The 19,057-nt window shown below is 67.6% G+C and carries 22 protein-coding genes; 15 read left to right on the top strand and 7 right to left on the bottom strand.

What is annotated here, in order from left to right; all coding sequences use genetic code 11:
• Positions 1 to 170 precede the first annotated feature (170 nt).
• The 3 genes from pstC to pstB are packed head-to-tail and all read left to right on the top strand — an operon-like array spanning position 171 to position 2,964.
• Positions 171 to 1,079: a phosphate ABC transporter permease subunit PstC gene (pstC, locus tag ACFQGD_RS01990; RefSeq protein ID WP_345402757.1), complete on the top strand. Its 909-nt coding sequence runs from the start codon at positions 171 to 173 to the stop codon at positions 1,077 to 1,079.
• Positions 1,079 to 2,158 carry a phosphate ABC transporter permease PstA gene (pstA, locus tag ACFQGD_RS01985; RefSeq protein WP_345402599.1) on the top strand — a complete coding sequence of 360 codons (1,080 nt, stop codon included), beginning with the start codon at positions 1,079 to 1,081 and terminating at the stop codon, positions 2,156 to 2,158. Before pstC ends, pstA begins: the two co-directional genes overlap by 1 nt.
• 26 nt (positions 2,159 to 2,184) lie before the next feature.
• Entirely contained in the window at positions 2,185 to 2,964 is a 780-nt protein-coding gene (pstB, locus tag ACFQGD_RS01980; protein ID WP_345402602.1) for a phosphate ABC transporter ATP-binding protein PstB, read from the top strand.
• A 4-nt stretch (positions 2,965 to 2,968) separates the two neighbouring features.
• On the opposite strand, the gene mshD is transcribed toward pstB, so the two are convergent.
• Together mshD and ACFQGD_RS01970 are read right to left on the bottom strand one after the other, a co-directional pair.
• Positions 2,969 to 3,877 (bottom strand): mycothiol synthase, encoded by a 909-nt coding sequence (gene mshD, locus ACFQGD_RS01975; RefSeq protein ID WP_345402605.1) that lies wholly within the window; start codon positions 3,875 to 3,877, stop codon positions 2,969 to 2,971.
• Between the two features lie 84 nt (positions 3,878 to 3,961).
• Positions 3,962 to 4,744: a winged helix-turn-helix transcriptional regulator gene (locus tag ACFQGD_RS01970; RefSeq protein WP_345402608.1), complete on the bottom strand. Its 783-nt coding sequence runs from the start codon at positions 4,742 to 4,744 to the stop codon at positions 3,962 to 3,964.
• Between the two features lie 209 nt (positions 4,745 to 4,953).
• Here ACFQGD_RS01970 and ACFQGD_RS01965 point away from each other — a divergent pair, with 209 nt between their 5' ends.
• From ACFQGD_RS01965 to ACFQGD_RS01940, 6 genes are all read left to right on the top strand, one after another.
• Positions 4,954 to 5,847, top strand: a complete 894-nt coding sequence (locus ACFQGD_RS01965) for an LmeA family phospholipid-binding protein (protein WP_345402611.1) — start codon at positions 4,954 to 4,956, stop codon at positions 5,845 to 5,847.
• A gap of 18 nt (positions 5,848 to 5,865) precedes the next feature.
• On the top strand, positions 5,866 to 6,294 hold the full coding sequence (locus tag ACFQGD_RS01960; RefSeq protein WP_345402759.1) for a TlpA family protein disulfide reductase: 429 nt from the start codon (positions 5,866 to 5,868) through the stop codon (positions 6,292 to 6,294).
• A 123-nt stretch (positions 6,295 to 6,417) separates the two neighbouring features.
• Positions 6,418 to 6,525 (top strand): putative leader peptide, encoded by a 108-nt coding sequence (locus ACFQGD_RS01955; protein ID WP_345402614.1) that lies wholly within the window; start codon positions 6,418 to 6,420, stop codon positions 6,523 to 6,525.
• A gap of 66 nt (positions 6,526 to 6,591) precedes the next feature.
• Positions 6,592 to 7,029 carry a DUF4395 domain-containing protein gene (locus ACFQGD_RS01950; protein ID WP_345402617.1) on the top strand — a complete coding sequence of 146 codons (438 nt, stop codon included), beginning with the start codon at positions 6,592 to 6,594 and terminating at the stop codon, positions 7,027 to 7,029.
• Positions 7,030 to 7,071: 42 nt separating this feature from the next.
• A complete protein-coding gene (locus ACFQGD_RS01945; RefSeq protein WP_345402620.1) occupies positions 7,072 to 7,908 on the top strand; it encodes a sulfurtransferase in 837 nt (278 codons plus the stop codon).
• Positions 7,908 to 8,210 carry a DUF1416 domain-containing protein gene (locus ACFQGD_RS01940; RefSeq protein WP_345402623.1) on the top strand — a complete coding sequence of 101 codons (303 nt, stop codon included), beginning with the start codon at positions 7,908 to 7,910 and terminating at the stop codon, positions 8,208 to 8,210. The genes ACFQGD_RS01945 and ACFQGD_RS01940 overlap by 1 nt, the downstream gene beginning before the upstream one ends.
• 135 nt (positions 8,211 to 8,345) lie before the next feature.
• Here the strand turns inward: ACFQGD_RS01940 and ACFQGD_RS01935 are convergent, their stop codons facing one another.
• The gene (locus ACFQGD_RS01935) at positions 8,346 to 9,632 is read right to left on the bottom strand and encodes an adenylosuccinate synthase (protein ID WP_345402625.1); all 1,287 of its coding nucleotides are present in this window, start codon (positions 9,630 to 9,632) and stop codon (positions 8,346 to 8,348) included.
• A 75-nt stretch (positions 9,633 to 9,707) separates the two neighbouring features.
• Here ACFQGD_RS01935 and ACFQGD_RS01930 point away from each other — a divergent pair, with 75 nt between their 5' ends.
• On the top strand, positions 9,708 to 10,397 hold the full coding sequence (locus ACFQGD_RS01930; protein ID WP_345402628.1) for a hypothetical protein: 690 nt from the start codon (positions 9,708 to 9,710) through the stop codon (positions 10,395 to 10,397).
• Positions 10,398 to 10,537: 140 nt separating this feature from the next.
• A complete protein-coding gene (locus ACFQGD_RS01925) occupies positions 10,538 to 12,724 on the top strand; it encodes an NPCBM/NEW2 domain-containing protein (RefSeq protein WP_345402631.1) in 2,187 nt (728 codons plus the stop codon).
• 57 nt (positions 12,725 to 12,781) lie between these two features.
• Here ACFQGD_RS01925 and ACFQGD_RS01920 read toward each other — a convergent pair whose 3' ends face one another.
• Together ACFQGD_RS01920 and ACFQGD_RS01915 are read right to left on the bottom strand one after the other, a co-directional pair.
• Positions 12,782 to 13,189 carry a DUF3151 domain-containing protein gene (locus tag ACFQGD_RS01920; protein WP_345402634.1) on the bottom strand — a complete coding sequence of 136 codons (408 nt, stop codon included), beginning with the start codon at positions 13,187 to 13,189 and terminating at the stop codon, positions 12,782 to 12,784.
• Between the two features lie 61 nt (positions 13,190 to 13,250).
• Complete coding sequence (locus ACFQGD_RS01915; protein WP_345402637.1) at positions 13,251 to 13,412, bottom strand: hypothetical protein; 162 nt, start codon at positions 13,410 to 13,412, stop codon at positions 13,251 to 13,253.
• Between the two features lie 172 nt (positions 13,413 to 13,584).
• Between ACFQGD_RS01915 and ACFQGD_RS01910 the strand changes: the two genes are divergently transcribed.
• A complete protein-coding gene (locus ACFQGD_RS01910; protein ID WP_345402762.1) occupies positions 13,585 to 14,730 on the top strand; it encodes a hypothetical protein in 1,146 nt (381 codons plus the stop codon).
• A gap of 192 nt (positions 14,731 to 14,922) precedes the next feature.
• Positions 14,923 to 15,624, top strand: coding sequence for a DUF4287 domain-containing protein (locus ACFQGD_RS01905; RefSeq protein ID WP_345402640.1), 702 nt, complete (start codon positions 14,923 to 14,925; stop codon positions 15,622 to 15,624).
• 147 nt (positions 15,625 to 15,771) lie between these two features.
• Here ACFQGD_RS01905 and fbaA read toward each other — a convergent pair whose 3' ends face one another.
• The gene (gene fbaA, locus ACFQGD_RS01900; protein WP_345402643.1) at positions 15,772 to 16,800 is read right to left on the bottom strand and encodes a class II fructose-bisphosphate aldolase; all 1,029 of its coding nucleotides are present in this window, start codon (positions 16,798 to 16,800) and stop codon (positions 15,772 to 15,774) included.
• A gap of 296 nt (positions 16,801 to 17,096) precedes the next feature.
• Here fbaA and ACFQGD_RS01895 point away from each other — a divergent pair, with 296 nt between their 5' ends.
• Positions 17,097 to 18,044, top strand: a complete 948-nt coding sequence (locus ACFQGD_RS01895) for a short-chain dehydrogenase/reductase (RefSeq protein ID WP_390183353.1) — start codon at positions 17,097 to 17,099, stop codon at positions 18,042 to 18,044.
• A 54-nt stretch (positions 18,045 to 18,098) separates the two neighbouring features.
• Positions 18,099 to 18,587 carry a pyridoxamine 5'-phosphate oxidase family protein gene (locus tag ACFQGD_RS01890; protein WP_345402649.1) on the top strand — a complete coding sequence of 163 codons (489 nt, stop codon included), beginning with the start codon at positions 18,099 to 18,101 and terminating at the stop codon, positions 18,585 to 18,587.
• Here ACFQGD_RS01890 and ACFQGD_RS01885 read toward each other — a convergent pair.
• On the bottom strand, positions 18,560 to 19,042 hold the full coding sequence (locus ACFQGD_RS01885) for a hypothetical protein (protein ID WP_345402652.1): 483 nt from the start codon (positions 19,040 to 19,042) through the stop codon (positions 18,560 to 18,562). The two genes, ACFQGD_RS01890 and ACFQGD_RS01885, sit on opposite strands and share 28 nt — an antisense overlap.
• Positions 19,043 to 19,057: the final 15 nt, after the last annotated feature.

The following is a 19,057-nucleotide window of genomic DNA, read 5'->3' as shown; positions in this document are numbered from 1 at the left end:
ACGCCATCGCTCATGCCACCGGGCGGCCGTCACACTGACGGCCGCCCGGCTCATGACCACCGTCAGCGCGCCCTACGGTGGAACCAGACACCACGAAGGGATGGACAGTGCCTTCCCCTGAGCCCGCAACTGAGCCCGCCGCTGAAAAGCCAGCGCCACCCCGCACCAAGGTGAAGGAACGGCCAGGCGATCGCATCTTCTCCCGCCTCTCCACCGGGGCTGGCGTGCTCATCCTGGCCGTGCTGGCAGGCGTCGCGGCGTTCCTGCTCGTTGAGGCATGGCCAGCGATCATCGCGCCGGCGAACGAAATCCCCGGCGGCGAAGGCCTTGTCCTCTACATCTGGCCACTGCTGTTCGGCACGCTGCTCTCCGCGTTCTTCGCGCTGCTGATCGCGGCACCGCTCGCAACGAGCATCGCGCTGTTCATCACGCACTACGCGCCACGCAGGCTCTCGCAAGCACTCGGCTACGTCATCGATCTGCTCGCGGCCATCCCCAGCATCATCTACGGCCTATGGGGCTTCTTCGTGCTCGCGGACGCGACGAAGGGGCCCACCCGCTGGCTTGCCGAGCACCTCGGTTTCATCCCGCTGTTCGCCGGCCCGCCATCGGCGACCGGACGCACTATGCTGGTCGCGATCATCGTGCTCGCGGTGATGATTCTACCGATCATCTCCGCCGTCGTCCGGGAGGCGTTCCGGCAGACGCCGAGACTGCATGAGGAAGCATCGCTCGCCCTAGGCGCGACGCACTGGGAGATGATCCGCATGGCGGTGCTGCCGTTCGGTCGCTCCGCCATCGTCGGGGCGTCGATGCTCGGGCTTGGCCGCGCCCTCGGTGAGACCATGGCGGTCGCGATCGTGCTGTCAGTGTCCGGGGGGGTCACGTTCAACCTGATCAGCTCGGGCAACCCGTCGACCATCGCCGCCAACATCGCGCTGCAGTTCCCCGAGTCGACCGGGATCGACATCAACGCCCTCATCGCGTCTGGTCTTGTGCTGTTCGCCGTCACGCTCGCGGTCAACATGCTCGCGCGGGCCATCATCAACCGTCGCCGAGAGTTCTCGGGAGCCAACTGATGCCGACGTCCACCCCGGAACGCGAGCTCGACCTCGAGTCCCCGATCGGCGGTCCGCCGCTGGTCCACAGCACGCTGCCCCGCTGGGCGCCGCACATCACGCTCGCTACGGCGATCCTGGCCGGCTTCGCGCTGTTCGGCATCGGCATCAGCGTCGGGCTCTCCGCCATTGTCGTCGTGCTGCTCTACGGCGTCGCGATCTACTCGTGGTCGCGGCCGGTTGAGGGCGCGCGTAAGGCCAAGGACCGTGTCGTCACCGCCGTCGTGACGTCGACGTTCCTGCTGGCGCTGCTGCCACTGGTCTCGGTGATCATCACGGTGCTCACCCGAGGGGCGGCGCGATTCGACATCACGTTCTTCACCCACTCGATGCAGGGCGTCGTCGGTGCGGGCGGCGGCGCGTACCACGCGATCGTGGGCACCCTGATCGTCACCGGCCTCGCCGCGCTGATCTCGGTGCCGATCGGCATGCTCACCGCGATCTACCTGGTCGAGTACGGCAAGGGCAAACTCGCCCGCGCGATCACGTTCTTCGTCGACGTCATGACCGGCATCCCGTCGATCGTCGCTGGTCTGTTCGCGTTCGCGCTGTTCGCGCTGTTCTTCGGACCGGGCATCCGCCTCGGCATCATGGGTGCCATCGCGCTGAGCGTGCTGATGATCCCGGTGGTCGTGCGCTCAACCGAGGAGATGCTCAAGCTGGTACCCAACGAACTGCGCGAAGCCGCGTACGCGCTGGCGGTGCCGAAGTGGCGGATGATCGTCAAGGTGGTGCTGCCGACGGCGCTGGCAGGGATCGCAACGGGCGTAACGCTGGCCATCGCCCGCATCATCGGCGAGACGGCACCACTGCTGATCACACTGGGCGCCACGACGGGCACCAACTTCAACCCGTTCGACGGAAGAATGGCGACACTGCCGGTGTTCTCCTACTACGAGTACGTCAACCCAGGCATCCCGCCGGAGCCGTCACTGCAACGAGCATGGACAGCGGCCCTCGTCCTCATCATCATTGTGATGGTGCTCAATCTCGTTGCCCGCCTCATCTCACGCCTTTTCGCCCCCAAGACCCGCAGCTGAGCGGCACGACCGGAGAAGGAAGCACAGTGGCCAAGCGCATCGAGGTCAAGGATCTCGACATCTACTACGACAAGTTCCTCGCCGTGCAGGGCGTGTCGATGACGATCGAGCCGAGGTCGGTCACCGCGCTTATCGGGCCGTCCGGCTGCGGCAAGTCGACGTTTCTGCGCTCGCTGAACCGGATGCACGAGCTGGTACCCAACGCGCGGGTTGAGGGCACCGTCGTCATGGACGACCAGGACCTCTACGGCCCGAACGTCGACCCGGTGAGCGTGCGACGGCAGGTCGGCATGGTGTTCCAGCGGCCGAACCCGTTCCCCACGATGTCGATCTACGAGAACGTCGCGGCTGGCCTGCGGCTGAACAACTCCCGTATCGGCAAGCGCGACCTTGACGACCTCGTCGAGCGCTCGCTGCGGTCGGCGAACCTGTGGAACGAGGTCAAGGACCGACTGAACAAACCGGGCTCGGGGCTCTCAGGCGGGCAGCAGCAACGACTGTGCATCGCGCGCGCCATCGCGGTGCAGCCGGACGTGCTGCTGATGGACGAGCCGTGCTCCGCGCTCGACCCGATCTCGACGCAGGCGATCGAAGACCTGATCAACGAGCTGAAGGCCGACTACACGATCGTCATCGTCACCCACAACATGCAGCAGGCCGCGCGTGTCAGCGACACCACGGGATTCTTCAACCTGCAAGGCGTCGGCCAGCCGGGGCAGCTCGTGGAGATCGACGACACGACGAAGGTCTTCTCCACTCCGAGCAACCAAGCGACAGAGGACTACATCTCGGGTCGCTTCGGGTAGTTGATCAACTCTCGTACTGCACCGCCGTCGACTCGGTGTCGAAACCGAGCTTGCGGTAGACAGCGATAGCGGCGGGGTTGTCGCCTTCGACATAGAGGATCACCTTCGGCAGTCCCTGCTCACGCAAGTAGGCCAGGCCCGCGATGGTCAGCGCCGTGCCGAGGCCTGTGCCCTGCGCCGCGGGGTCGACGCCGACGACGTACACCTCGCCGGTGGGCCGCGAGTCACGTTCCGGTCCAGGTGGGTGCACCTTGGTCCAGTGAAAGCCGAGGAGTTTCCCGGAACGTTCCGCGAGAAAGAAACCGTCCGCGTCGAACCAGTCCTCCCGCTCGGCGGCCACGAGGTCATCGACGGTCATCGCTCCCTGCTCCGGATGCCAGGAGAACGCGCGGGCGTTGACGTCGACGACCGCCTGTTCGTCCTTACCGGGCTGGAACGTCCGGATTCGCACGCCGTCTGGCGGTGTTGGCTCGGTGAGCCGCAGGTCCGACGCGGCGGCACCCATGATGAGCAACTCCCGGACGCGGGTAAACCCAGCGCGGACGGCAAGCTTCGCGGCATCCGGGTGGTCGGCATGCGACCAGGCACGCACGGTTCCGCCGGGCGTGCGCGCCGCCTTCATGACGACGTCGAGCAGTGCGGAGCCGTGGCCCTGGTCGCGGTGCTCCGGGTGCACTATCAGCTCGATGACCTGCCGACCAAAGGCGTCGCCCTCGGTGTCGAGGTGGGCGTATCCGATGAGCTCGTCGCCACGGTAACCGAGCAGGTGCCGCCCACCGGCGAACTCGGCAGGCAGCGGCCCGGTCGTGGTGATCGAGGGCCAGCCGTCGGTCGCGCGCGCGGCGAGCAGCAGCGCACGGACGTCCTCGGTGCGGGCTTCGTCAAGCGTGTCGAACCAGCGGGGAGTAAGCACACGCCCACGCTACCGGTGGGCCGCGGGTGCCGCGTGGCGCCGGGAACGGGGGACACGACGTCGGAGGGGCCAGGCGTCGCGGACCTACCGTGAGGTCAGCGAGCGAAGGGCCGCGTCGAACCGGTCCTCGGTGCGGGCGGGTTCGCGGCGCTCGGCGCGCACCGAATCGTCCTGACGCTGCGACTGCGTCGATTTGGCGGGCCGCTCGAACTTGTACCCAACGTTGCGGACGGTTCCGATCATTTGCTCGTGCTCGGGACCGAGCTTGGCTCGCAGCCGCCGCACGTGGACGTCGACGGTGCGGGTGCCACCGAAGAAGTCGTAGCCCCAGACCTCCTGCAGCAGTTGGGCACGGGTGAAGACCCGGCCAGCGTGCTGCGCGAGGTACTTGAGCAGCTCGAACTCCTTGTAGGTCAGCTCAAGGGTGCGCTTGCGGAGCTTGGCGGTGTAGGTGGCCTCGTCGATGACGAGATCGCCGACCCGAAGCTCGGCGTCAGCCTGCGAGGGAGCACCTTCGCGAGTGGTAGCCAGCCGCAGCCGAGCGTCGACCTCGGCGGGCCCCGCGGTGGGCAGCATGATGTCGTCAACTCGCCATTCGGCGGTAACCGCGACGAGCCCACCCTCGGACACCACGACGATCACCGGTACGGAGTCATCGTCGCCGGCACTGGAAAGCAAACGGCACAGGCTCTTGGCGGACGCCAGATCCTGCCGAGCGTCGACCACGATCACGTCGCGGTGACCCGCGTCGAGCAACGCGGTAACCTCGGGCGTGCGAACCCGAACCGAGTGCGGAAGCAGCCCGAGAGCAGGGAGCACCGATGACGCGTCGGACTCCGTCGTGAGAACGAGCAGTTCCATACTCATCGCCGCACCGCCTTGTCTCGCTGGCTTCCACCGAACCTACTCTCGGGACCTGACCCGGTACGCCGAGCGCCGGTTTCGTAAGAGAATAGCGGGTGACCAGCCAGTACACACCCGACAAGAAAGCTGCATCACAGAAACGGCTGAGCGCGCACCGCGATGTGCGCACGGGGAGGCGCAGCGAAACACGCGAGTGAGCAGAGGGAGAGCGAGTGAGTAACGCCGTGCGAGACGGTGCCCGAACCGGCGCCGCACCCCGGAGGAAACGGCCCCGACGCACGGGCACGAAATTGCTCGTTTTCCTGGTCACTTTCGGTGCGCTGCTGGTCGCTGCCGACTTCGGGTTCGCGGCCGTCGCCGAGCATCAGGTGTCGCAGCAGACCCGCGAGCAGCTCAATCTCAACGACGACCCCGCGGTCACCATCCACGGCTTCCCGTTCACCACCCAGGCACTGGGGGGTGAGTATGAACACATCACCCTCTCGGCGGATGGCGTCGCCGTGCGGGACACCTTGCGCAACCTGCACCTGATCGCGGAGCTACGCGACGTCACCGCACCGCTGAACGACGTCCTCGAGGGCAACACCGACGCGATCGAGATCGGTGAGCTGGAAGGCAAGATCAAGATCAGGCAGCGCGACATCGGACGGCTGATCAAGCTGCCGAACCTGGACATCGAGCCCGCGGCGGAGGCCTACGTCAAGTCCGGGGACGAGAAGGACAAGGTCAGCGTCGCGGATCTGGACAAGCGCCGCGACGCGATGGACGACTTCCCCGAGACCGCTGGCGTGCGGCTCGCGGCCACGACCAGGATCGCGGGTACCCAGACCGAGATCGTGGCGTACGGCATACTCGAACTCACCGAGACATCGGTGGCGATCGAGCCGCACCGACTTGAAATCGGTCACGAGAACGGGAGGACGGTGGTCCCGCCGCAGGTGCGACAGAACCTGTTACCGCAGTTCAGGACGACGATCAGCCCAGGAAGCCTGCCATTCAACGTCCGGCCGAGCGGGGTAGCCGTCCAGCAAGGTGCGGTTATCGTGCAGGGGAAGGCCAACAACGTCACCTTCGCCGAAGGCGCCGCGTTGACGTCATTCAAGTAGGGAGCGCGCGTGATGGGTCTGACAGGGCTGTGGATCCTGCTCGGTGCGCTGACGGCCGGGCTCGCGGTCGGCGTGGCCCTGCGGCTCCACGAGGGCAGGATCCGCCCGGCGCGCCCCGGGGAGGACGTCGACCCGTCGCACTTGCCGGAAAGGGTGGCTGACGCGCTAGGACCCGCTGTGACGCTGGTGCAGATCTCCACGACCTTCTGCAGCCCGTGCCGCCACACCCATGCCAGGCTGGCGATGCTCGCCGAGAACCACGACGGCCTGCGCCACGCGGACATCGACGTCACCCACGAGCCGGAGATCGCCCACCAGCTCGGCGTGCTGCGGACGCCGACGACCATCGCGTACGACGCGGCGGGCACCGAACTGCTCCGGGTGGGTGGTGTGCCCGACGCGGACGCCCTCCTCGACTCGTTGCGGCCCCACCTGGCCCCCGCCTGAGCCAGCTACGCACTGTAGTGATGGCGGCCGTGCCCCGTACTACACCGGATAGGCTCCGACTATCGTGTTCCATTCCTTGGACGCCCCTCCCACAGAGGGGAATGCGCCGGTAATGTCGCTCGCGTGAACCAGCGACACACGGACCGGCTGACCCTGCGTCTGCTCACCGAGCGGCGTGCGGTCGACCTGTGTCGCGTGCGCAGCGCGCTGTGTCTCTCGCTCACGAGCTGAGCCGCTCGCGTGAGCTGGCGGCCGCGAAACACCAGGTAAGCGCAACACAGTTCACCGGAGACGATCATGTCAGCAGGCCCACCAATCGACCCGCGAGGTCCGCGCTTCGCCGCGGTGATCACCACGGTCGTGCTCGCCGTCGTGCTGCTCACGTCGTGGTGGCCACTGCTCGCCGCGCAGACGATCGTCTTCGGCATCGGAGCGTTCATCGGGCTGCGCCACGCGCCGTACGCCGTGCTGTACCGCACGCTCGTCGCGCCCCGGCTGGGGCCGACGACGGAGCGCGAGGCGGCGGCACCGGTGCGGTTCGCCCAGGGCGTCGGCTTCGTGTTCGCGCTGGTCGGCACCATCGGCTATGCCGCCGACGTCGTGCTGCTCGGCGCGATCGCGACGGGGTTCGCGCTGTTCGCCGCGTTCCTCAATGCCGCGTTCGACTTTTGCCTCGGTTGCGAGACGTACCTGCTGCTGCGCCGGTTCGCCCCTGGAACCAAGACCCAAGCGTGAGAAACAAGAAAACCCAACGACAAGAAAGCGAGTGCCACTGACATGAGTCGCGAAGACGTCCTGGTCACCACGCAATGGGCCGAGGACAACCTCGACACCCCCGGCGTGGTCTTCGTCGAGGTCGACGAGGACACCACCGCCTACGATGGCGGCCATATCCGCAACGCGGTGAAGATCGACTGGAAGACCGAGCTGCAGGACCAGGTCCGCCGTGACTTCGTGGACAAAGCCGGGTTCGAGAAGCTGCTCTCCGAGAAGGGCATCAGCAACGACGACACGGTCGTGCTCTACGGCGGCAACAACAACTGGTTCGCCGCATACGCCTACTGGTACTTCAAGCTCTACGGCCACGAGGACGTCAAGCTGCTCGACGGCGGCCGCAAGAAGTGGGAGCTGGACGGTCGCGAGCTGACCACCGAGGTGCCGGAGCGCAAGCAGACCAGCTATGTCGCCAAGGAGCAGGACCTGAACCTGCGGGCGTTCCGCGACGAGGTCGTCGACGCGATCAACACCAAGAACCTCATCGACGTCCGCTCGCCCGACGAGTTCTCCGGCAAGCTGAACGCGCCAGCGCACCTGCCGCAGGAGTCCTCGCAGCGTTCCGGTCACATTCCGAGCGCGCTGAACGTGCCGTGGGCGTCCACCGCCAACGAGGACGGCACCTTCAAGTCCAACGACGAGCTCGCCGAGCTCTACAAGGACGCGGGCCTCGACACGTCGAAGCCCACCATCGCCTACTGCCGCATCGGGGAGCGTTCCAGCCACACCTGGTTCGCGCTCCGCGAGCTGCTTGGGCACGACGACGTCAAGAACTACGACGGTTCATGGACCGAGTACGGCTCGCTTGTCGGCGTGCCGATCGAGTTGGGAGCGAAGTGATGAGTGACGGTTGCGGCGCACCTGCGCAGACGGCCACCCCGGCGAGCCTGGACACCAACGGCCAGGTCGTCGTCGCAGGCAAGGTTTCCGGCGGTGACGGTCCGATCGGCGGCGCCTACGTGCGCCTGCTGAACGGCGACGGCGAGTTCGTCGGCGAGGTGCAAGCGTCTCCGGAAGGTGACTTCCGGTTCTACGCGGCGGAGGGCACCTGGACCGTGCGCGCCCTGAGCGCCAAGGGCAACGGCGAGGCGTCGGTGACCACCGGCGAGCCGGGCCTGTACGAGGTGCCGATCAGCGTCTGACGACGTCTGTTCAGGACGTCCGTTCAGGACGCCTTCGGGCAACACTGGAAACGCGGCGGGGGCACTCCGGATTCCGGAGTGCCCCCGCCGTCGTGTGCGGTGAAAGACGCCTTCGCTGCGTCGTTCAGCGCGGCCTCAGGCGAACTCGTGGCGCACGATGGTCTGCTCGCGGCCGGGGCCGACGCCGATCGCGGAGATCCGCGCGCCCGCAAGCTCCTCCAACCGCTCGACGTACGCGCGCGCGTTCGGCGGCAGATCCTCGAACGTCTTGCAGTCGCTGATGTCCTCCCACCAGCCTGGAAGCTCCTCGTAGATCGGGATGGCGTGGTGGACGTCGGTCTGCGTCATCGGCATGTCCTCGTTGCGGAAGCCGTCGACCTCGTAGGCCACGCAGACCGGCACTCTCTCCAGCCCGGAGAGGACGTCGAGCTTGGTGAGGAAGAAGTCGGTGATGCCGTTGACGCGGGCGGCGTAGCGCGCGATGACGGCGTCGAACCAGCCGATACGCCGGTCGCGGCCGGTCGTGACGCCGACCTCGCCCCCGGCCTTGCGCAGGTAGTCACCCATCGCATCGTGCAGCTCGGTCGGGAACGGCCCCGACCCGACGCGCGTCGTGTACGCCTTGAGGATGCCCAGCACCGTGGTGATCCGGCCAGGACCGATACCGGAGCCAGCGCTCGCGCCACCCGACGTCGGGTTCGAGGACGTCACGAACGGGTAGGTGCCGTGATCGACGTCGAGCAGCGTGCCCTGCGAGCCCTCAAGCAGGACCGTCTCGCCCCTTTCGAGCGCCTTGTTCAGCTCGAGCCGGGTGTCGGCGATGCGGTGCGCGAACTTCTCACCCGTCGCCAGGACCTCGTCGGCGACCTGGTCGGCATCGAGCGCCTTGCGGTTGTAGACCTTGACCAGCACCTGGTTCTTGTACTCCAGCGCGGCCTCGACCTTCTGCCGGAAGATCTTCTCGTCCAGCAGGTCCTGCACCCGGACACCGACGCGAGCGACCTTGTCCATGTAGCAAGGCCCGATACCGCGCCCAGTGGTACCGATCTTGCGCGAGCCGAGGTAACGCTCGGTCACCTTGTCGATGGCCACGTGGTACGGCATGATCAAGTGCGCGTCGGCCGAGATCAGCAAGCCGGCGGTGTCGACGTCGCGCTCCTCGAGCCCGGCTAGTTCGTCCAGCAGCACGCCGGGGTCGACGACAACGCCGTTGCCGATGACGTTGGTCACCTCGGGCGTGAGGATCCCGGACGGGATGAGGTGTAGCGCGAAGTTCTGGCCATCGGGGAGCACGACGGTGTGACCGGCGTTGTTGCCCCCCTGATAGCGCACAACCCACTGCACACGGTCGCTGAGCAGGTCGGTGGCCTTGCCTTTGCCTTCGTCGCCCCACTGGGCGCCGATCAGCACGATGGCGGGCATGTGACACTCCTGTTTGTCTGCTTTGGCCGCACCCGAACGGATGGCCGGTCAACGAGGGTAACGGAGGTCAACGTCATGGGTGGCATCGTGCTCGCTTGTGGGACGAGCATCATCTCACCGGCCGTCCTAGCACGCGCGGGACTTGAACAGCACCGCATAGTGCCCGTTCCCGCCAGACCTGGCAAGTCCGACGTCGACGCCGAGTTGGCGAAAGCCGCTGACCGGAGCGACGGACCTGGCGCGGACGTCGTCGTGGCCGGCACCGACGCCGACCTCGCCGCCGTCGCGTTGCGGCTGTTACGGCGGGACCGGCTCGGCGTCAGCGTCGGGTACGTCCCCACGGCGCGGTCGGCCTGCGCGGCGCTGTGGGGACTGCCGACCGACACCGAGCGCGCGCTTCGGCTGGCGGCGACCGAGCAGCCGCACGGGGTGCCGCTGATCAGGGACGACGTCGGCGGTGTGCTGGTCGGCGTCGGCACGCTGCGACGCGTCGACGGCATCGCTTACTGCGACGACGACATGGTGCTGCGCGGCACGGCGCACCGGATCGACGTCAGCCCGGACACCGCTGGCGGGCCGGGCCTGACGGTGACGCTGCGGTACCGGCGGTTCGGCAGGCAACGGCGCACGGTGCGCGGCAGGGCGTTCGCCATCGGGTGCGAGCCGACCACGCCAGTGCTGGACGGCGTCGCGCGGGAACGCACCACGGAACGCTGGACCTGGTACCGGCACACCGAGGACCTGCTACTAGTACGACCCGGCTGAGCCTTTCGGCCCACTAGCTGTCCCCTGCGACAACGATCGCACGACGACCTCTGGGGACACGCACAGTTCCGCACTTTCCGCTCCGACATTCAGCATTCACCTCACTGTCACCCTGCGAGCGGAAAGTGAGGGCCTTCCCTATGGTGAAGTCTGCACTCGGTGTCCGTCGGCGACTATCCGTCTTCCTTGTCACGTTAGCTGCGATCGCCGCGTCTACGGTCGGAGCAGCGGGCGCCGCGACCGGCGAGGAGAGCGAACCAGCACCCCCGACGGCGGACGTCTACGCCAGCGACCTCGACTGGGTCTCGGCGCGGAACGGCTGGGGGCCGGTCGAACGGGACATGTCCAACGGCGAGAAAGAGGCCGGTGACGGATCCACCATCACGGTCGATGGGAACAGCTACGCGAAGGGACTCGGCGTGCACGCCGGGTCGGTGATCCGCTACCACCTTGGCGGGAACTGCGAGACCTTCGTCTCCGACATCGGCGTCGACGACGAGGTGTGGTACTCCGGATCGGTCGTCTTCAGCGTCATCGCCGACGGCGCCACTGCTGCGCAGAGCCCGGTACTCACGGGATCATCGGACGTCGCCAGGATCGAGGCGGACATCGACGGCGCGTCCTACGTCGACCTGGTGGTAAACGAAGGCGGCGACACCATCGACTACGACCACGCGGACTGGGCGGGCGCGCGGTTCCTGTGCTCAGGGGATGGCACCGCCCAGCCTGTCGGGGACCTGACCGCCCCCACCAGCGACACCTGGGCCAGCGACATGAGCTTCGTTCGCCACCAGAACGGGTGGGGACCCGCCGAACGGGACATGTCCAACGGCGAGAAAGAAGTCGGTGACGGCGCCACCTTGCACGTCAACTCGTACACGTTCGACAAGGGAATCGGGGTGCACGCCAACTCCCGGCTGCGGTTCTACACCGGCGGCCAGTGCGACACCTTCACCGCCAAGGTCGGCATCGACGAGGAAGTGGGCGGCAGCGGTTCGGTGCGGTTCCGGGTCATCGCCGACGGCTACCAGGTGTATGCCTCCGACCGCCTGACCGGCTACTCCTTTACTCGTACGGTCGACGCGCGGATCGCGGGCGCGGAGTTCGTCGATCTCGTGGTCGACGACGCGGGAGACGGCATCGACGAGGACCATGCCGACTGGGGCGACGCCCGGTTCACGTGCGAGGAATACCCCGGCACCACCTTCTACGACCCGCCGAAGACCTTGCCCGCCGAGAACGGCGCGCTCGTACGCAGCGAACCGTCCGAGTTCTGGATCTCGCCGTTGAAGCTGGTGAAGGTGGACGCCGAGGTGACGCGGATGATGTATCGCACAACCGACCGCGGTGGCGATCCGATCGCCGTGACCGGCCAGCTGATCGTGCCGAACGCGGAGTGGGACGGCCCCGGTGAACGGCCGGTCGTGGCCTACGCCGCTGGCACGCAGGGCCTCGGTGACCAGTGCGCACCGTCGCGGCAGACCACAGTCGGCACGGAGTACGAGGCCCCGTTCATCAGCGGCCTGCTACTGCGGGGCTATGCGGTCGCGATGACCGACTACCAGGGCCTCGGGACGTCGGGCACGCACACCTACATGGTCCGCGAGGCGACCGGCAGGGCAGTGCTCGACTCCGCGAGGGCAGCCCTGAACCTGCAGGGCACCGGACTGTCTCCGACCGCGCCGATCGCGATCGCCGGGTACTCACAGGGCGGAGAGGCCGCGGGAGCGGCCGCGGAGCTGGCGGCGTCCTACGCGCCAGAGCTCGGCATCATCGGTGTGGCGGCCGGTGGCGTTCCCGGTGATCTCGAGATCGTCGCGCGGAAGCTGGACGGCAGCCTCTACGTGGCCTTCCTCGGGTACGCAGCCAAAGGCCTAGACGCCGCCTACCCGACGAACCTCGACGACATCCTCAACGAGAAGGGCCACGCCTGGTTCGACGAACTCGCCGAGCAATGCACGATCGAGTCGGTGCTGACCACGGCGTGGACGGACACGTCGTCGCTCACCGTCGACGGCAGACCGATGCGGGAGTACATCACCGAGTCGCCGTGGGCGGGCCCAGTGTCCGAGCAGCTGCTTGGCGACGGTCGGGCGCCGAGTGTGCCGACGCTGGTGACCCACAGCGAGTACGACGACGTGGTGCCCTACGAGGCCGGGCGTGGCACCGCCCACCGCTGGTGCGATCAAGGGGCTGACGTGCGGTTCAGCGGCAACGTGGCTCCTGGCCACGTCGCTGGTGCCCTAGTCAGCTACGCCGAGATGTTCGGGTTTCTCGAAGCTCGGATCGCGGGCGAACCGTTCAGCTCGAACTGCTCCGCCTTCTAACCCAGGCGCGACTGGGGTAGCGGCCACGCTCGGTCGCTACCCCAACCGCGTCGCCGCTCAAGCCAAGCCGGTCGCCTTGGCAGCCTCCGGGTCGGAGTCCGAAAGGAACTGCGAGCAGCGCAGGTACTCCTCGGTCTCCCCGATGCGCTCCGCCGCGCGCGCCAACGCGGCGACCGAGCGCAGGAAGCCCTGGTTGGGGCGGTGGCTCCACGGCACGGGACCGTGTCCCTTCCAGCCCGCCTTGCGGAGTTGGTCGAGGCCGCGGTGGTAGCCGGTGCGCGCGTAGGCGTAGGAGGCGACGTACTCCCCCGCGTCGAGCGCGTGCTCGGCGAGAGCGGCCCATGCCTCGCTGCAGTCCGGATGCTCCGCGGCGACCTCGGATGGCGGGGTTCCGGCGTCCAGCGCCGCCTGCGCGTCGGCGCGCGCGGGTAACAGCGTTGGCTCCGGTTCTAGCAGGTTCGTCATGGTGCCATCCTGCCAGCGCCATCAGCGGCGGCGACAGCGGTCATCCCCCGAGCTGACGGTCTCAGCCAAGCAGGCTGAAGAACCAACTACCGCCCGCGAGCACCAGCAGTAAGACCAGCACAATGGCGATCGCACGTTTCGACATCATCACGACGATGATGCAGTGCGGACGCGGTTCTCGCCACACCGGCCCCGCGACGGCGTGTTCCCGAGGTATTTTCATAAACCTGCGTCAGGGGATACCCCGATGTTCCCCCGAGATCGCCTCCCGACCCGCTTCCGCGCGGCCCCGCGCGCGAGAGGATGCCTCCGTGACCGACCAGCTTGCGGCAGTACCCGCCCCCGAGCCCGCTACCGAGCCCGCTCCCCATGGCGGCCCCGTCACCAAGACCCGCGTGTTCTTCCAGCGGTACTGGCAGCGCAGGAGACCGGGTCGGCCGACACCGGACTGGGTGGTGAGCTTCACCTACCGCACCTGGCTCGTCGCGCTGCTGTTCAAGCTGCTCGGCTCGTCCTGGGACATGTCGTGGCACTTCATGTGGATCCGGGACGACTTCGCGCCGCCGCACCTGCTGAACAGCGTGGGCACCGCGATGGTCTGCGCGCTGGTCATCATTCACACCTACACCGGGATGGCCTGCACCCGCCGGTCGCTACGGCTGATGCAGGCGGGCACCGTGACGTTCCTGCTCGCGGCGCCACTCGACGTGCTCAACCACCGCATCAGCGGCCTCGACCTGACGGCGTGGAGCCCGACGCACGCGATGCTCTACATCGGGACGGCCGTGATGATCCTCGGTGCGATCGACGGCTGGCTGAGCTACGGCAAGCCGGGCAAGACCCGCACGCTGACGCTGGTCGCATTGTGGGCGTTCCTGCTGGAAACCGCGTATTTCGCCAATGGCCAGCAGGAGTACGGCATCCTCGCGCTGCGGGCGTGGGAGCGTGGCGAGCCAGGTGCTGAGCCGTCGCTGCTCCAGTTCGCGGCGGACGACCTCGGGCGCACCGTCGACCGCGATGCCGTGATCCACTTCGCGCTGCCGATTCCGGACTGGGTGTACCCGCTGTGGGGCATCGGCGTGATGGCGCTGCTGCTGATCGCCGCGCGTGCGGTGGTGCGGGTGCGCTGGACAGCGACCGCGGTCGCTGGCGCGTACGTCGCCTACCGGGCCGCGATCTGGCCACTGCTGGTCGCTGGGGGCTTCCCGCCGTCCACGGTGCCGTTCTACCTGGTGTTCGTCGGGCTCGCGGTGGATCTGGCGTTCCTGCTGCCATTGGCTCGGTCGCGGGCGCAACGGGTGCGGTCGGCGCGACTGCGGGCGCCGCTGGGTGGGGTGCTGGTCGCCGCGCTCGGCTTCGGCGCGTTGTGGGTGCAGGCGCAGTTGCGGCCCTGGCTGCTCGGCGACGTCCACACCGAGTCCGCGCCGCCGGTGGACTACTGGACGCTGCCAGTGGTGCTGGTGGCAGTCGGCGTGCTGTGGGCGGCGGTGGAGCCGCTGGCTGGGCGGCTACGCACGGGAGCGGGCAGCGGCGCGGCTTGAGGGCGACCCGCTCGCGGCGTAGTCTGATCACGGCGCAGTCGGAGCGCCTGACCTTCTCCCCGGTGCTCACGCCACCGGCTCAGCGGAGGTAAAGGGGACCGCGAGTTCTCTCCGGTGGTGTCTCCGCCCCTTTCCGGTGGGGCGATGCCGAGCGTGAGTCGGATCGCCGCCGCCACGGGAAGGAGCGTCCCGATGACCACGCAGAAGTCATTCAAGCGTCGCGTGCGCGCCCGCATGGCCAAGACCGGCGAGAGCTACACGGCCGCACGCAGGCACCTGCTGCCTGAGCAGGAACCCGCCGCGCCCGATTCGGCCACCAGCACGACGTCGAGTACCGATACCGCGCGCCGTGCCGTCCACATCAACAACGACGAGTCGATCCGGCGCAACACCGGCCGTGGCTGGGCCGAGTGGTTCGCGCTGCTCGATGAGTGGGGCGCTCGCGACCGCAGCCACACCGAGATCGCCCGGTGGATCGGCGAGCAGCACAACGTGTCCGGCTGGTGGGCGCAGAGCATCACCGTCGGCTACGAACAGGAACGAGGTCTCCGGCAACCAGGCCAACAGTGTGACGGCTACTTCGCGGCGAACGCGAGCAAAACAATCGCCGCACCACTCGCCGTCGCCTACGCCGCCATCGCCGATGCCGGACAGCGCGGTCAATGGTTGGGCGACACACTCACACCGCACGGCAAGTCGCGGGAGAACAAGGTGTTCCGCGCGGTGCTCGACGGCGAACCCGGCAAGGTCGAGTTCCTCTTCACCGCCAAGGGAGAGGCCAAGACGCAGGTCGCGGTGAGCCACACCAAGCTGACGGACGCCGACACGGCGGCCAAGCTCAAGCAGCGGTGGCGGGAGCGACTGGCTGAGCTGAAGGCGGCCCTGGAGGGCTGACCACCGAGTCCGCGCCGCCGGTGGGCTACTGGACACTGCCGGTGGTGCCGGCGGCGTGCAGCCGGACTCCCGGTACCCAGTGGCGCCAACGAGCGCGATCGCGGATGGTGCCATCGGCGACTGACCGACGGCACCATCGCAGCGCGCTCAGAGCTTCTTGCCCGCCGACTTCAGGTTCTCGGCGGCCTGGACGACGCGGGTGGCCATGGCGCCCTCCGCGACCTTCATGTAGCTGCGCGGGTCGTAGACCTTCTTGTTGCCGACCTCGCCGTCGATCTTGAGCACGCCGTCGTAGTTCTTGAACATGTGGTCGGCGATCGGGCGGGTGAAGGCGTACTGCGTGTCGGTGTCGACGTTCATCTTGACGACGCCGTAGGACACCGCCTCGTGGATCTCTTCGAGCAGCGAGCCGGAGCCGCCGTGGAAGACCAACTCGAACGGCTTGGAGCCCTCGGGCAGTCCCAGCTTCTCGGCGGCGACGGCCTGACCACGCTTGAGGACGTCCGGCTTGAGCTGCACCGCGCCGGGCTTGTAGGAGCCGTGGACGTTGCCGAACGTGGCGGCGAGCAGGTAGCGACCCTTGTCGCCCGCGCCGAGCGCGTCGACGGTCTTCACGAAGTCACCCTCAGCGGTGTAGAGCTTCTCGTTGATCTCGTTGGAAACGCCGTCTTCCTCGCCACCGACGACGCCGATCTCGACCTCAAGGATGATCTTGGCCGCGGCTGCCTTGCCGAGCAGCTCGGCGGCGATCTCCAGGTTCTCGTCCAGGTCGATCGCGGAGCCGTCCCACATGTGGGACTGGAACAGCGGGTTCTTGCCCGCGTTCACGCGCTCCTGGGAGATCTCGAGCAGCGGCCGGACGAAGCCGTCCAGCTTGTCCTTCGGGCAGTGGTCGGTGTGCAGGGCGACGTTGATCGGGTACTTGTCGGCGACGATGTGCGCGAACTCGGCGAGCGCGGTCGCACCGGTGACCATGTCCTTGACCTTCTGGCCAGAGGCGAACTCCGCGCCGCCGGTGGAGAACTGGATGATGCCGTCGCTCTCGGCCTCCGCGAACCCTCGGATGGCGGCGTTCAGCGTTTCCGACGAGGTCACGTTGATCGCCGGATACGCGAACTCTGCCTCCTTGGCTCGGTCCAGCATCTCTGCGTAAACCTCGGGGGTTGCGATAGGCATCGGTGCTCCTCCTCGGGCGGGGGTTCTGCGCGGATATGCCGCCTCGTGGGCAGGCGGTGCTGTCAGCTGTCTCCTACCCGCATCCTACGAGCACATCAACCCGTTGGGTCACGCCCCATAACGCACCCCGTGACCGTGGCGACAGCGCTGTCCCGCCGCCCACGAACGGGCGGGCGATGTGACCAATTCGTACGAAAGAACGACAGACGTACTCGCAAGTAACTGTTACTCTACGACAACACTTACTTGGGAGTAAGCTCATCGACCTGTCATCGCAAAGGAGCGGAGAGCCAGTGGTGCGCAACCCCTTCAAGCGCAAGGGCAACCTCGACGGCACCGTCGTGTTCATCACCGGCGCGGCCCGCGGGATCGGTGCCGGGCTCGCGGAGCGGTTCGCGCGCAGGGGCGCCAAGGTCGCGCTCGTCGGTCTCGAGATCGAGGAGCAGGACACTGTCGCCGAGCGGATCGGCCCCAACGCCGTGTCCCTCGAAGCCGACGTCACCAGCTGGGAAGAGCTGGAGGCCGCCACGACCGTCGTCGTCGAGAAGTGGGGCGGCATTGACATCGTGATCGCCAACGCGGGCATCGCGACCACCGGCTTCGCCCGGTCGGTTGACCCCGTGGCGTACGAGAAGGTGTTCGAGGTGGACCTGCTTGGGGTGTGGCGCACCTTCCGGGTGACGATGCCGCACGTCATCGAGCGCAAGGGCTACCTGCTGGCGATCTCCTCGCTGGCCGCGATCACCCACGCGCCAGGTCTGGCGAACTACTGCGCCGCGAAGGCGGCCGTCGAGGCGTTCTGCAACAGCCTGCGGGCGGAACTGCGACATCTGAACGTGAAAGTCGGCGTCGCGCACCCGAGCTGGATCCGCACCGACCTGGTGGAGAGCGCGGACAAGCACCCGGTATTCGGCAAGCTCCGCGCGGGGATGCCGGGGCTGTTCGGCAAGACGTATCCGCTGGGGTTCGCGCTGGACAAGCTGGAAGAGGGCGTGCTGCGGCGGTCGCGGACGATCCACGTGCCACGCTGGGTCGGCGGCGCGAAGCTGATCAGGGCGTTCCTGCCGCCGTTCATCGAGGTCGGCTCGCGGATGATGCACGTCGCCGAGGCCGACGCCGAGGCGATCGAGGACATCCGGCGCAGGGGCGCGCGGGAGGCCGCGATGACCGGCCACGGCGGCAAAGCCGCGACCGAACGGGCAAAACAGCAGCGCGCGAAGCAGTTGGATGCGCCAGGCACATAACGATTGTTTCGTGCCGCTGGCCGCCCCTGCGTGTCGCGGGTCTAGAGTGCTCGCATGTCTCGACGTGATCAGATCAAGATGTCCGCGACGGAGGTCGCCGAGTTCCTCTCGTCGCAGCGGGTGATCAACGTGGCCACCATGGGCCCGAAAGGGCGACCACACCTGGCTCCACTGTGGTACCTCCCCCGAGTGGACGACGTCGAAGCGCCTCGGCTGGAGACGTGGACCTACGGCAGCTCACAGAAGGTCGCCAACCTCCGACGGCTCCCGGAAGCCACGGTGCTCGTCGAGGACGGCGAGCAGTACGAGCAGCTGCGCGGCGTATCGATGGAATGCGACGTCGAACTGATCGACGACGCCGACGAGACGCTGCGCATCGGCATCGACCTCATGCACCGCTACACGTTCGAGGACGAGAGCGTCGAGGTTCCGCCTTCGCTGGTGGACGTCCTGCGCAAGCAAGCAGCCAAGCGAGTGGGGATCGTGTTCACCCCGACGAAGGTGGTCAGCTGGGATCACTCGAAGCTCGGCGGGGTGTACTGAGCATCCCGCTCGTCGAGACGCGGCGGGTCGGCCACCCATTCCAGTTCGCGCGCCAGCTCGGCCCCGGAGGCGGCGTCTCTTGCGGGTTCACGTTCCGCGACCCACTGCGCTGAGCCCGCGTGGTCGCGCCGCACGCCGACGTGCACGGCGTGGTTGCGGCCCTCCAGGTCGGTCGACGCCAGCTCTTCCTCGATATTGATCAACACAAGCGAGATGGCCTCGTCCAGCGGCTGTTCGGTGTCCCACGCCGCGTCAGCGGCAAGGTCGGCCGCCAGCGCGTCCAGGTAATCGGCGAGGACGTCCTCAGGCAGGCTCAGCCGAGGCCGCAGTGGTAGGTCGTCGTCGCCATAAGCCGTAACGACGTACTCGCCCGGTTCGGCGGCGTCTTCGACGACGAACGCCATCTCCTCCAGCTCCTGTCGGATGCGCTGGGCGTAGCCGAGGTGCTCTGTCACTCGCGGTGTACTTCC

Source organism: Haloechinothrix salitolerans, assembly GCF_042662605.1.
GTDB classification, from domain to species: domain Bacteria; phylum Actinomycetota; class Actinomycetes; order Mycobacteriales; family Pseudonocardiaceae; genus Haloechinothrix_A; species Haloechinothrix_A salitolerans.
Note: the sequence above shows the minus strand (reverse complement) of the source record. Positions and strands in the feature narration are given on the sequence as shown.

Coding starts and splice junctions, on each gene's coding strand:
- ACFQGD_RS01925 (WP_345402631.1), top strand. CDS start 10,538: ATGGTGAAGTCTGCACTCGGTGTCCGTCGGCGACTATCCGTCTTCCTT.
- ACFQGD_RS01930 (WP_345402628.1), top strand. CDS start 9,708: ATGGGTGGCATCGTGCTCGCTTGTGGGACGAGCATCATCTCACCGGCC.
- ACFQGD_RS01915 (WP_345402637.1), bottom strand. CDS start 13,412: ATGAAAATACCTCGGGAACACGCCGTCGCGGGGCCGGTGTGGCGAGAA.
- ACFQGD_RS01945 (WP_345402620.1), top strand. CDS start 7,072: ATGAGTCGCGAAGACGTCCTGGTCACCACGCAATGGGCCGAGGACAAC.
- ACFQGD_RS01920 (WP_345402634.1), bottom strand. CDS start 13,189: ATGACGAACCTGCTAGAACCGGAGCCAACGCTGTTACCCGCGCGCGCC.
- ACFQGD_RS01970 (WP_345402608.1), bottom strand. CDS start 4,744: ATGAGTATGGAACTGCTCGTTCTCACGACGGAGTCCGACGCGTCATCG.
- pstA (WP_345402599.1), top strand. CDS start 1,079: ATGCCGACGTCCACCCCGGAACGCGAGCTCGACCTCGAGTCCCCGATC.
- ACFQGD_RS01905 (WP_345402640.1), top strand. CDS start 14,923: ATGACCACGCAGAAGTCATTCAAGCGTCGCGTGCGCGCCCGCATGGCC.
- ACFQGD_RS01890 (WP_345402649.1), top strand. CDS start 18,099: ATGTCTCGACGTGATCAGATCAAGATGTCCGCGACGGAGGTCGCCGAG.
- ACFQGD_RS01940 (WP_345402623.1), top strand. CDS start 7,908: ATGAGTGACGGTTGCGGCGCACCTGCGCAGACGGCCACCCCGGCGAGC.
- ACFQGD_RS01935 (WP_345402625.1), bottom strand. CDS start 9,632: ATGCCCGCCATCGTGCTGATCGGCGCCCAGTGGGGCGACGAAGGCAAA.
- fbaA (WP_345402643.1), bottom strand. CDS start 16,800: ATGCCTATCGCAACCCCCGAGGTTTACGCAGAGATGCTGGACCGAGCC.
- ACFQGD_RS01950 (WP_345402617.1), top strand. CDS start 6,592: ATGTCAGCAGGCCCACCAATCGACCCGCGAGGTCCGCGCTTCGCCGCG.